Source organism: Tenacibaculum sp. M341 (assembly GCF_004337695.1).
In the GTDB taxonomy this organism is placed as follows: Bacteria; Bacteroidota; Bacteroidia; order Flavobacteriales; family Flavobacteriaceae; genus Polaribacter.
The window spans coordinates 120779-135152 of sequence record NZ_SJXJ01000002.1; the positions used below are offsets into that span (position 1 = coordinate 120779).

Annotated in this window: 5 protein-coding genes; 1 reads left to right on the top strand and 4 read right to left on the bottom strand. The window is 32.1% G+C overall.

Annotated elements, in window-relative coordinates:
- Positions 1-126 precede the first annotated feature (126 nt).
- From EYW44_RS02470 to EYW44_RS02485, 4 genes are all read right to left on the bottom strand, one after another.
- A complete protein-coding gene (locus EYW44_RS02470) occupies positions 127-10917 on the bottom strand; it encodes an Ig-like domain-containing protein (protein WP_132722074.1) in 10791 nt (3596 codons plus the stop codon).
- 410 nt (positions 10918-11327) lie between these two features.
- The gene (locus tag EYW44_RS02475; protein ID WP_132722076.1) at positions 11328-11801 is read right to left on the bottom strand and encodes an ABC transporter ATPase; all 474 of its coding nucleotides are present in this window, start codon (positions 11799-11801) and stop codon (positions 11328-11330) included.
- A gap of 172 nt (positions 11802-11973) precedes the next feature.
- Entirely contained in the window at positions 11974-12567 is a 594-nt protein-coding gene (locus EYW44_RS02480) for a thioredoxin family protein (protein ID WP_132722078.1), read from the bottom strand.
- Positions 12568-12635: 68 nt separating this feature from the next.
- Positions 12636-13571 carry an NAD-dependent epimerase/dehydratase family protein gene (locus EYW44_RS02485; RefSeq protein ID WP_132722080.1) on the bottom strand — a complete coding sequence of 312 codons (936 nt, stop codon included), beginning with the start codon at positions 13569-13571 and terminating at the stop codon, positions 12636-12638.
- A 286-nt stretch (positions 13572-13857) separates the two neighbouring features.
- Here EYW44_RS02485 and EYW44_RS02490 point away from each other — a divergent pair, with 286 nt between their 5' ends.
- On the top strand, positions 13858-14352 hold the full coding sequence (locus EYW44_RS02490; RefSeq protein WP_132722082.1) for a hypothetical protein: 495 nt from the start codon (positions 13858-13860) through the stop codon (positions 14350-14352).
- Positions 14353-14374 lie beyond the last annotated feature (22 nt).

Sequence of the window (14374 nt, forward strand, 5' to 3'; positions counted from 1 at the left end):
TAAAAATTGATTAATTAAGTGTTGAATTTAAAATAACTTTTAACAATTAAGCAATAAAAGATGTTAAAAGGGGAGGTTTTGTTATATTAAAAAAGGTGTGAAATTTCACACCTTTTTTAATTACTGTTAATGTTTAACAAACTTAACAGGCGTGTACTTTGGTATTTTTATAAAGTAAACACCATCAGAAAGTGATTGTACATTAAGTTTTGTTGACTCAATTTTGTCGTTATATATTTCTTCTCCAAGGATGTTGTAAATTTTATACTTCTTACCAATTAATTCAGTAGGAACATTTATAATTTCAGTAGTTGGATTAGGATATATTGTAAAATCAGTTTTCTCTATGTTTTCAGTACTCAAAGTATCAATCTTAAACTCAATAATTGGAGATAAAACTATTTGAGTGTTACTATTGTTCTTAACACTAGTTTGTCCGTTGTAATACTCGGTAGCCTCTTGTGTAACTGTAATTTCAACTTGATATCTTCCTGAAACGGTAGGCTTATACGAACTTTCAGTTGCTCCGGCAATTCTTTCTCCAGAATCAACATTAATCCATTGGTAAGCTGTTGCGTTTTTAAAGGTAACCTCTAACTCCTCTTCATTTTGAGTTACAGAATTATCAATGTCAATTTCATTTAAAGTAACTGTAAATTCAGTAGAAATACAACCATTGCTATCTATTGAAGTAATAGCATAGGTTCCTGGCGCTAAACCAATAAATTCATTTGAGTTTACAGGGATATCTCCGTTTAAACTAAAGCTATAAGGAGCAGTTCCTCCAGATGCACCTGCAATAATAACTCCACTAGGCTCGTTTCCAGAAGGAGTAATTTCTATAGAAGAAATAACAAGAGGAGATGGTTCTATAATTACTGCAGATAAGGTTTGGAAACAACCATTTTCATCTTGTATAGTTACATCGTAAACACCAGCTGAAAGATTGTTAAAAGTATTTTCAGATTGTAATGTTCCAGAAGTAGCACCTACAGGGCTCACATTGTAAACATAATTACCAGTTCCTCCGATAGCGTTTATAACAATACTACCGTCATCGCTACCATTACAAGTTATATCAGTAGTAGTAATAGTTGCTGCTAGTAATGATGGTTCAATAATAGTAACTTCTCTTGTTGCAGTAATGCCGTAGCTGTCAGTTACAGTTACTGTATAAGTGTTAGGACTTAAATTATTAAAAACTTCTACAGTATCATTAGATATTCTGCTGGTTACACCTAAAACATCGTAGCTATAAGGAGGGGTTCCTCCGCTTAAAAATACACCAACAATACCATTATCACTTCCATTACAAGTTACATGAGATGTTGAGAAGGTTATATCAAATGTTTCAGGTTGATCTTCAACAATAATTGTAACAGTAGCTGTACTACAACTAGAAGGATTGTTACGATCGCATAAAGTATAGGTAAAACTATCATTACCAACAAAACTAGGATCTGGTTGATAGGTGATCAAATCATCACTAATATCGTCAGAAGTTCCATTATTTTCTATTGAAATGTTTCCATTACTAGGTTGTGAAAATGTGATAAAGTCATTTAAGGATACATTAGAGTCATTAGCTAATATTGGTATAATTACCGGCGTGTTTTTTATTGTTGTAGCCGAATCATCTATAGTAGCAGGTGATGAAGCAATGTAAATAGGGAATAACTCATAACAACCATTACTATCTTTAACAACAGCATCATACGAATCTTCATTTAAGTTTGTAAATACAAATGATGTAACAAAGGTGTTACCCCCGTCTATGCTATACTCATAAGGAGGGATACCTCCAGTTGTGTTAATTGTTATAGTGTTTCCTGTAATATTTGTAGTTGAAACTATCGGTAATGGATCTTCTAAAATTACAGTTTTAGAAACTGTACAATTATTCGCGTCAACTACGTCAATAGTATATGTGCCGCCAGTTAAGTTGGTAAATTCGTTGTTTGTTTGTAAGAAATCTCCATTTAATGCATAAGTGTATGGAGGAACTCCGTTAATAACATCAACTAAAATTTTACCATTATATTCATCGCTACAATTATTGTTAGTAACTGTTAAATTAACATCAAAACTAGAAGGATCGTTAATAGAAAAGTCCGTAACTATTACTTCTCCGTAGCTATCTGTAATATTTAGTGTGTAAAAACCAGGAGATACAGATATTATATTGCTTGTAGTGTTAGTTATTACTGTACCTGAAGAATCTGATATTTCATAATGATACGGATAAACACCACCGCTTACTAATATTTCAACTCTTCCTTCAGGAGAGTCACATGTAGCATCAGTAACATTTACTTGGTCTATGGTTAAAGGTTTTTCTTTTACTAGAATGGTAACTTCTGCTGAAGCACAATTATGATCATTGTCACATAAAAAGTAAGTAAAAGTATCTATTCCACTAAATCCAGGGTTAGGTACGTAAGTTAAAATATCGTCTGTGATATCGTCAGGAGTTCCGTTAGGATCACTTAAGGTAATATCTCCATAGATAGCAGGGTTAAAGTTTAAAACTCCATCTACAGCAATATTATAATCATTTGTCAATACATCCATTTCTAATATTGATTCCTGAGTAGTTTCAAAACTATCATCAACAGCAGTAGGAGTGGTGTCATTTATTATTACTGTTACAGGAAGAGAGGTACAACCATTGGCATCTCTAGTGGAAATATTATAAATGTTGTTAGGTAAATTATCAAAAACACTGCTAGTCACATAACTAATACCGTCAATAGAATATTCATAAGGAGGTGTTCCTCCTGCAGCTTGTAAATGAAGACTATTAATAGTAGCTTGTGTGTAAGTTGTAAATAATTGATTTGGTTCTGAAACAATAATATTGTCATTGGTTTCAGTTAAACCGCTACTATCAGTAACTTGAATAATATAATTATTTGCTAATAAATTACTGAAAATGTAAGTAGCTTCGCTCGAATTTACAGAATTAACTAAATTATATCCATAATCAAATAATGTATATGTATAAGGAGGAGCACCTCCGTTTACAGTAACAGTGATTGATCCGTTTGAATCTCCAGTACAAATTATGTTTTCTGAAATAGTACTTACAACTAAAGAAGGATCTTCATTAGTTATATTAATTTCATTTAGGGTAATTGAACAATAATTAGAGTCTATAATAACTGGAACGTAGGTTCCTTCGCTTAATTCAGAAAAGATAGAAGTATCTTTGAATGTATTTCCTCCGTCAATACTAAATTGATAAGGTGGATGACCTCCAGAAGCAGAAGAAAACTCAATATCATTTTCTGCTGTTACAATCACTACTCCTTCTAATGCAGGAGGGGTTTCGTCGATAATAACTTCTCTTGTTATATGATTATTTTCTTGGTTTACGTTGAAATAAACATTGTCAATAAAGTTTCCTACTGATAAATTACCTGAAGATGATGATATTGCTTCAAAGGCTATTATAGTAGTCTCTTGTCCAACAGGCACTATATAGGAACCAGAATAAGTTCCCCATTTAACTCCATCTGATACAGTTTGAGAAAAACCATAAGCAGATGTTGTAATGCTACTTCCAATTCTTATTTCAGCACTATCTACTCCAGTTCTTCCACGGTGATCAAAAGACCAACTAATAATGTCTCCAGGAGTTGTTTTTAACTCTTGATATAAAACTGAAGGAATACTGGCGTTAATCTCTACAAGATAATCACCATTAGAAGCACTAGTATTGTTAAACCCACTTTTCCATACTTCAATCTTATTATCAGGAGAAGTAGTTTTCCATCCTTTTAAATTGCTTGCGTCTGTAAGTATAAACGAGTCTGGTTTAGTGTTTATGTCTTCAAAACTTCCATTTCTAAAAACAGTTTTAGAACAATTGCTATTATCTTTAATTAAAACTTGATAAGTTCCGTCAGAAACATCTGTGAAAATATTTGAAGTTTGCCATGTTGCTCCATTGTCAATACTAAATTTATAAGGAGGAATTCCACCTGTAGCTGTAACATTAATCTCAGCAAGTGAGTTAGGATCGCAGACATCATTTTTTGTATAAGCAGTGGTAGCTATTAAAAGGGGAGGATCTATAATAGTAACATCGTCAACATAATATTCACATACTGCTGTTTCATTACTATAAGCTTTAGTACGAACATCATATTCTCCAGGATTTAGTCCATCTATAGTAAGTAGTGATTCAGTGGTTTTTTGCCAAGTAATACCACCATCTATACTATAAGAATATTCATTGTTGAAGTTTTTAGACTCTATGGTAATTGCACCATTGCTAGCATTGTTGCATTTAGCATCTTCTTTAGAAACTAAAGTACTATAGAATCTTTTGTTATTTTCTACAGTAATAAACAAATCATAAGTACAGGAGTTGTCATCACTTACAGTAATAATATATGCACTTGGAGGTATGTTTTCGAAAATATTTGAGCTTTGACTCGTACCATTTAAACTATATGTATACAAGTTTGGACCAGAATTGATGATGGTAATGTTTGCTGAACCATCGCAATTGTATGCTATCTCAGAAGTTATAAAAGGTGCAATATCTTGAAGTTCTTCAATGATGATCTCGCTAATTTGTGTTTCACATCCATTTGCATCTCTAACACTTAATGCATAAGAGTCCGGAGTTAAATTGCTCTTTATTAAATCAGAAGAATAAACTCCATTGATTCCATACGAATAAGGAGCAGTTCCTCCGGTAGCAGGAGAAAAACTAATAATTCCTGTTTGAGTACATGTGTAATCTTGAGTTAAGACAGCATTTGATTGAATAAGTGTTGGATCTATTAGATTTACAGAAGTAAATGTTTCACATCCATTAGTGTCTCTAACTTTAGCAATATAATCTCCCGCAGGTAAATTGTCAAAGTGATTTTCTGAACTATAGGCGTAATAAATAATTCCAGAAAGTTGTTCTTCTATTTGGTATTCATAACCACCCCAGCCTCCAGTGGCGTTTAAGTTGATAGTACCGTTGCTCTCTCCGTCACACATAGGGTGTGTAGAGGCTTCTGTTAATACTAAGTTAGAAGCAGGACTATCAATAATAATATTGTTAGTTCTAATAGTACAGTCAGGGAAACTAGTCATTGTAAGTTCTACAAAATAATTTCCTGCTGCTAAACCTGAAATTGTTTCGTTGTTATTTCCTAATCCGTTTCCGCTTATTCCAGTAACAGTGAATGTGTCAGCATTCATAACTTGATATGTATATGAACCGCTATAAGGAGTATTAAGGTCAAAAGCAATATTTATTTCTGCTGAATCAGTCCCCAAACATGTTACAGGAGAAGCTACAGTTGCATTTACAATGTAATTTGTTACGTCTTCTACAATATAAATTGTACTTAGTTCACAACCTGTTGTGGGGTGTGTTACTGTTATGTTGTAAGTTCCTGCAGTTAATCTGTTAGAGTTTGTAACGTGAATGCCACTATTAGTATTGGTGATAGTTTCAAGTATTGTGCCAGTACCATCTGTAATAGTAATGTTTGCGCCTGTAGCAGACATGCTTGAATTAAAAACAATATCAATAAGCTCACCACCGTTTGTACAACTAATAGCAGTATTTTGAGAGGTGGAAATTGCTAATAACTCATCGAAAGGATAGATGGTCACTGTATTAGATATAGCCTCACAGCCTTCACTATCTATTACTTTTATATAATAATCACCTCCATTAGTATCTGTAATGTTGTAACTACGAATGTTGCCGTTAGTCAATGCTCCTGAAATCTTGATATCATTTCCAGGATTACTTTTGTATAAGTCTACTAAAGAATAATTTCCACTTCCTCCATAGATAGAAGAAATATCAATACTTATAGTTGGATAAATTGAGTTGTTCCCTTCTGAACAATTGAAATTGCTTGTTGTTAAAGGGGGAACGTATAACGGAGCGTTGTCATTGATAATAATATCGTTGATTTCAAAAGAACATCCGTTGCTTCCTGTAACTCTCACTTTATAGCTTCCTGAAGAAACATCTTCAAATGAATTAGTGTTTGGGTTCCATATACCAGAAGTAACATTACCAGTAGATGTAGTTAAATCGTAAGAAAAAGGAGCTGTGCCTTGGTTTACTAAAACTTTAATGTTTCCCGTAGCTTCACCATTGCATGCAGGGTTGGTTGTGTTTACAGTAAAATCAGGTATTATTGCAGGTTGAACTGTAATTTCTCTTGATACTGAGCATTCCGAAACACCGCTTAAACTATATACATTTACAGTGTAAGTGTCGGGTAAAGAAACTGGAAACACTGTGCCTGAGTATGCGGTAGGTGTTCTGTTTATAATGTAGGCTCCAGTGCTATTAAGTACTTCATATTCGTAAATGCCAGATTCAGGTAGTATAGATAATTCAATTTCACTGTAAGGAGTTGTACAGCTAATCTCTTTTGTAAGAGTTAGACCAATTTCATCAATATTACAGTCGTCGGTTGCTGAATTGATCTCAAAAACACATCCGTTAGCATCTCTTACTGTTAAATTATAAAACCCAGGAGTTAATCCGTCAAAGATATTACTACTTTGAAAATATGATCCATTTCCACTAGAATATTCATAAGGTGGTCGTCCTCCAGTAGCTAATATGGTTACGTTGTCCAGGTCAGCGTCTTTTTCTATAGTTGCCGATGCTTGTAATTCAGGGGTGATTTCCGCAATTGATGAAGCGGAACAACCAGCTCTGTCTCTTACTTCTATTGTGTAAACACCAGCTGTTATTCCTTGGAAAGTATAGGTGTTAGAATTAAAAGATATAGGATTTAACCAAGCACCTCCATTTAACCTAAAGTTATAGCCGCCTGCACCAGAATTAACAATAACAGTTATTTCTCCATTGGAGCCATTGTGACATGTTGTAGCATTAGATGTTATTGAGAGATTTTCCGCAGGATTAACAGTGTATGTGTAAGGTGACGAAGAACATCCATTAGCATCTCTAGCTATTATGTTGTAATTACCAGTAGGAATGTTTGTGAAAGAGCCAGTTTGAAAAGTGATTCCATTATCAATAGAGTATTCATAAGGAGGTGTACCTCCTATAGCTTCTATTTCAAATGAAGCACCAGTGTTTGGATTGCATGTAATTTCTTTAGTAAGGTTTACATTAGATATTGTCAAAGCAGGCAATTCTTGTATAACAGCATCTCCAATAGAAACTTCACAAAAGCCATTTGAGTTGCGTAGTATAATGCTATAATTTCCAGCTCCCAGACCATTAATTGTAGTAGGGGTAGGTGATGTACCTGTAATCCAGTTTGTTCCTCCGTCAATACTGTAATCGTATGATGTAATGAAGTTACTAGCGTTAAATGTTATTGTTCCATCAGAACTACCATTACAGCTTGTATTTGTATTTGAAATAATAGTTCCAGAAAATTCTTGATTTTCTTCAATGACAAAAGTTATTTCCTCCGAACAACTACTACCGTAATCAATAGTAACTTCATAAGTTCCTGCAGTGAGGTTGTTGAAAACTCCTGTGCTATTTGATTCGTTGTTGTTTAAAGAATAGAAAAAACTTCCTGATGCATTTTCAGAATTAACAATTATATTACCTGTACCGTCACAATTATAATTAACTGAATAAGAAAAATCAGGTTTTGTAGGTGTTGGAGCTATAGTTAAGTTAGGTAAAATTAATTGGCAACCATCAGTATCTTGTACTTTGATATCATAAGAACCAGCACTCAAATTTGTAATTGTATTAGAGGTTGTGCTAATATATGATGCATTTGTAGTAAGTTTATATTGATATATGTATGGAGGTGTACCACCACTTGGAGGGTTAAATGTTATGCTACCTAGATTGAGTCCGTTACCAGAAATATCGCAGGTTATATCCGTTTGAGTAGCATAAGCTCCTGTTAAAGGTGTTTCTAAAGTAACTGTACTTGTGGATGATATTCTAGAACAGTTGTTATTATCAATTACAATGAATTCATAGTTTCCTTCTTCTCCTGCTTTAACAAGGTAATCGTTGTTAGAGAAAAAATTGTCCGATGGTATTTCGCTTATGCTGGTGAATGAAATAGGTTGTTTGGTTGCTGTTGTTGCAGGAGTATAAGACCATACAGCGTAATGATAACCATTTGTTCCACCAGATGCAGATAAATTGATAAGTCCATCAGTACAACCAATGTTTTTATTGACAATATTAGATATGTTTAATTCATCAGAAAAATGAAGTGTTACAGTTTTGCTAACAGAGCATTCTGGTGTTGTTACTTGTATGTCATATGTTCCAGAATAATTTGCCGAATAGGAGTAGTTTTTGTCAAGTGTTGTAAAAGTGGTTATAGGATTTACGCTATTTAGAATAGCATAAGTATACGGACCAGATATATTAGAGTCAATTTGTATGTTAATTTCTCCAGTGTCTCCATAACATAAATTAGAAGGAGATGTAACACTAATATCTAAGTTGTTTGCACTTATCGAGTTATCAGGAAAACTAAATATACTTGATGTTACAGGGTTTTTAATATATACATTGTAATTACCTTCAGTTAAAATAGAAAAAACATTCGATGTTTGGAATGTGGTTGGCGAGTTGCCAGAAAGAGTAAGGGCAAATTCATAACCATTAGGTACATTGTTAATAGTTATGCTTCCGCTGTCAGAACAAATGATGTCTTCTGTAATAATTACAGGGTTAATAATTTCTTTGAAAACATTAAAATAGTATTGATTTACATCACCAGTTTCAGATTCAATTATCACTCTATATTCGCCAGCTTCAGAGAAACTTCTACTTGTGTTGTTGGTGTTTGTAGATACGTTTGTCCAGCAGTTGTTGTCTGTATTTGGACAGTTCTGATCTGTATTTGAAGAACAAGAAGTTTTTAATTGCTGCCATGTTACAGTATTTGGAAGGGTGATACCTGTATTGATTGTTCTAGAATCACTGTTGCCATTTAAGAAAATTTCTACTAATTCTAAACCATTAGAAGTGCAAGAGCGTACATTATCTGCAAAATTGATTAATGGATTTGTTGTAGCTGTTAAAGTAACATTGAAAATTTCATCACTGCTTAAGCAATACAAAGAGTTACTTGTTTTGGATACAGTGTATGTACCTGAATTATTTATGGTAATTGATCTAGAGTTACCGATCGTATTTCCGTTATTATCTTTCCAAACATAAGAAGAAAAACCTTCTCCAGCTGTTAGAGTTGTATTATTTTCATTTGAAGTTATATCCTGAGTAAAATTACATCCAGAAATATCTACAAAAACGTTAGTGCTGCCAGCAACACCTATGTTACAAGCATCAATTCCAGAAAAACTAGGAGAGTTCTCTATTTGGATACCGCTATTAATTCCTTCGTAGCTTACGAAAGATTGATTTTGAATTAAATTAGCGCACGCGTTTTTATAATTGTTACAATCAGAATTCACCCTAGAGTGTAATCTAATGTTGTGAATGCTGCTACCTTCTTCAACAAGGTTATTTGGAATATTAAATGATATTTCTCCTTTATAGTTATTGGCAGATGAAGGAGGGGTGTAGTTATAAGTTACTCCGTTTGGTACTATAATGTCTCCTTCTATTAAATTAATGTTTTCAGGTAATCTTTTGAAGATAGTAGTATTATTAGCGTCTTCATTTCCTTTGTTTTGAAAGCTGATGTTATGCCAAAAATCGGCTCCTAAACTTAAAGCTGTACCTTGGATATCATTTCCTGCGATACCATTATCTAAGGTTTCTACTAAGTTAATTTCAGGTTCAGTAGTTTCAACAGCTAAAGCAACAAGAAATGGCCAATAAACATCTCCAGAAGTTGAGAACCTTGCGTTTAAAGAAGTTTGATTGTTACTAATCAAAGTGTTTCCAGGATTATTAACGTCAAATAAATCAACATCAAAACCTAATGTATTTTCACTAGCAGGAGTTCTTGTTGTCACATAATTATCATATTTAGTGATAGAACTATTGAAAAAGTTATTCGTAGGGTTTGTTGTAGTTGTAGATAAATTAGTAAAAGTACCTTGGTTATTTTGTATTTGAAAAGCATCTCCAGTAATAATGGCGTCTCCCTCTAAAGATGCTGTAAGCATTTTTGTTCTTACAGGACCAGAAGGAGTAGTAACAAAGCCAGAAAAATTTATGTCAGTATAATTTGCTCCATCAACAGAAGAGAATCCGTCAAAAATAGCAATGTTTTTGTTTGATTCAGATTCACTTTCGTATACAACAACTAAAATCCATCCTGCAGTCCCTCCAAGACCATATTTAGAATCTAAACCTAATGTAGCTTTAATATTTGCAGCATAATAATCTCCATTGGGGTTTGAAAGGGCGTTAATATCAGCAGTCATATCTTTGTAGCATAAATACGGTTTTTGTGTAATTATACCATTGTCATATACAATTTCTCCAGTGATATCTTGATAGTTTTGTCCAGGTAATTTGAATTTGATAGAGTTGAAATTGTTTTCTCTAGTCTCTTCGTTTTCCCAAGTTTTATATGGATATATACCAGACCAGTATAAACCAGCATAAGCTATTCGGGAACAATTAGGTAAGTTTAAATTAGATTTTGATGAAGAAAATGTAGTTAAGTCGTCATCAATATCAATATAATCCATGAATAAGTTCCCATTTCCAGCTGGAGCATATTGAATCCTGTTTATAGGATAGAATAAATCAGAATTATAAGATACATTTGCATCTTCATCTCCATTGAAAATAATATAGTTTCCAGTGGTTGAGTTAAATTTTGCTATTCCAGGAGTATCTTTTGAACTTCTGTTAAGAATGTTGTTGGAAATAAAAGTAATATTTCCTTTAACATTAATGTTGTTACCCAATCTCTGTGTAAAAGGAACGTCTTGGGCGTAACCTACACTCAAAAAGAGATTGAAAATTAATAAGAGGTTGATTAATCGTAATTGTTTTTTCATTTAATAAAAATTAAAAATTTATAGCTAAACTAAGATTAGAGGAATATTTGGTTGTCTTGTTTTTTCTAAATTGCTGGTAATAGGATAAACTTATCGATTTGTATAAAAGAAGATTCGTTTAACAAAGTTCTTTTAGTTTGAGTCGTTTAAGTTTAAAGTGGCACTCCTGTTAGCATAACTAATGAAATAGAATGCTTTAAGGTTTTGTGCTTAAATAGTTTGAAGATAAAGTGTTAGGTTTACACTGTTACTTTGAGGTTTGGATATTTTTTTTGCTAGATTTATCATAACGAGATCAATTTTTTTTGGTTTTTCTTTTGGTCAAGCAAATATATCTGTTTTTTTAAACCTAAAAAAATGAAATTAAGGTTTTTAAAAATTGAAAGTCTGTAAGATAGGTTAGTGGTTTGTTATAAAAATCTGTTGTACCAACTTTCTGTAATAGGTACCTCCCAAAAATGTTCTAAGTCGTATTTAGTTTGAACTAGATTGTCAAAAACAACAGTTTTGCTGTTAACAGATTTGTTTTTAATTAATTTCTTGAACTCTTTAATATCTTTGTATTGAGTGTATTCACCTTGTTTAAAGCAAACATTCATTTTGTCAAGTAGTTCAACTTCGTATTCTTGTTGTAGTTGTAAAATAAATGCTACTTGTTTATCGATGTCTTTGTTTGATATTTCAACATCGTTTTCGGTAGAAAAAATAATAAAGCGATTGTATAAAAGCTGATAAGAAGCATTAAGATCAGTGCTTTCTTTCCAGTTGTTTATGAAGTTTTCAATTTTTTGTTTTACTTCTTCTATTTCTTGAGGATAGAATTTTCTATTGCAAGGATAAATCCATACTCTAGCTTCTTCCGATAAGGTGTTAAAATCTACCATTGCAGCAAAGATATATAATACCAAGTGAAGTAGAAAAGATAGCGGTTTAAAAAAGCAATTTTATAGGTTTTGTCAGGTTGAGCGAAATCAAAATCTATTTTGATAATGATGTTTTGGTTATTATTGACTCCGCTCTAACCGACATTAAATTTATGTTGAAACCTTTTAAAGGTTATTGTTTTAGTAAAGAAATAAAGTCTTCTTGTACGTTAACACCTTTGTTTTTGTTATACCAAACTTGTAAGTCTTCTTTTACTTTAGCATCTACAACTCCGTTTTCTTCTTTATAATCAGCAATCATTTTAGTTGCAGTTGAAGGTCTTGGTCCCCATGAGAAAAGAACTTCCTTGTTTTCGTCTACAGAAATTAATTTAGGGATAGATCTTCCACCGTTGGTAAGAAATTGATCCATTAATTCTAAATTATCATCTCTTAAAATGATTTTTAAATCAATATTAGGGTTTTCTTCTGCTAGTTTGTTGATAACAGGTATATTTTGAGCAGCATCACCACACCACCCTTCTGTTAATACCAGCCAAGTTTGGTTTTTCTCAACCTTCTTTAAATCTTCTACGGTAGTTTCAGTAAGTTTAGATGTTTTGTCTAAACGTTTCATTCTACGGTCATTTAAAAAGCTGTATTTGTATAATGCTTCAGATTGATTTGGTCCTGTGGATTTATTCTCTTTTAATAAATTTGACACTAAATCTCTGTACTCTGTATATGATATTGCGTTGTGTAAACTTTTTTCTATTATTTCTTTCATAATTTTAATCTTCTACAATTACTAAGACGAAAAGAATTGTATTTACTTACACATGCTAATTTTTATGATTATATGTTTTTTAGCATTTCTTTAGTCATTAACTCTAAATTATATTCATGTTGCCAATTCCAATCGTTTCTTGCATGACTATCATCAATAATTTGAGGCCAACTATTAGCAATGTCTTGTCTAAAGTCGGGTTTATAACTAATATTGAAATCAGGTATATGTTTTTTTATTTCAGAAGTAATTTCTTCAGGAGTAAAACTCATAGCAGTTAAATTGTATGAAGTTCTAATTTTTATAGAAGAGCTTTCTGCTTCCATAAGTTGTATAGTAGCGTTTATAGCATCATTCATATACATCATAGGTAAACGCGTATTTTTATCTAAAAAACATTCATAGCTACCTTCTTGCTTAGCTTTAAAATATATGTCAACTGCATAATCAGTAGTTCCACCTCCAGGTTTAGTTTTCCAACTAATAATTCCAGGGTAACGAATACTTCTAACGTCTACTCCAAATTTTTCGTGGTAATAATTACACCAATGCTCACCAGCAACTTTACTAATTCCGTAAACAGTTGAAGGTTCCATAATTGTTTTTTGAGGAGTATCTACTTTTGGTGAAGTATTTCCGAAAACAGCCATTGAACTAGGCCAATACACTCTTTGAATATGTTTTTCTTTAGCAAGATCTAAAATGATTAACAAAGAAGTCATATTTAAATCCCATGCTTTTTGTGGTATTTTTTCAGCTGTAGCCGATAGCATTGCTGCCATTAAATAAACCTGAGAAACTTTATATTTTTGAACAACACTAAAAATTTGTTCTCTATTTGTAGCGTCAATAATTTCAAAAGGACCAGATTTAGTGAACTCATCACTTCCTTCTCTAATATCAGAAGCAATTACATTGTTTGTTCCATGAATTTCACGTAATTTTTGTGTAAGTTCTGTTCCTATTTGCCCACAAGCTCCAATAATTAAAATGGTCTCACTCATTTTTAAGAATATATTTTATCAGGGCTGCAAAGTTAATAAAATTAAGAAATCGTAAAATTTATTTGTTATTTTTTAACTTTTGATAAAATTTGAGGTATTTGTGATGATTTTCAAGCTTTAACTTTTTATTTCTAAGGCACAACGTATAAAAAATGTATTTTAGCCACATAAAATAGTGTTGTAAATGTTAAAATTAAAGCATTTTATTCTGTTGATGTTAGTTGTTTTTTTGAGTTGTAAAAAAGAAAATCAAGAAGAAAAAGAAACAACAGTAAAAACATCAAAAATGAGTACAACTAAAACTCATAAAAAAACAGTAGAGGTTTCGAGCTTGGCTCAGAAAGAAATAGAGAGTTGGAAAGAGTATAATGAGGTAAATGAAATGGTATCTCGTTATTATAATGTATCTCCTAATGACGCTTTAGACATGTCTTTGGAATTAAGTAATTTGATTAAGATAATGAATGATAGTTTGAAGATTCAAGATTTAAAAGTTTCTGCATTAAAAGCTAGAGTAAATGTTTTTGAAAATGAAGTGCTACGTTTAGTTGATATGAAATCGATTCCAGCAATAAAAGATCATGAAGTGAATAGTCAAGTAGATAAAATGCTGCTTGTTTTTAGTAGTTTTAATGAAAAGATAAATATGATTTATAACAAGAAAAAGTTTGATGAGGAAATTGATTTAAATAACTTTTTTGAGTTAAAAGAAGAAGATAATAAAGACGATAAAAAGAATAAAAAAATAAAACTTGATGACAAAATCAGACGTATGAAATAATACATCTGATTTTGAGAAGTTT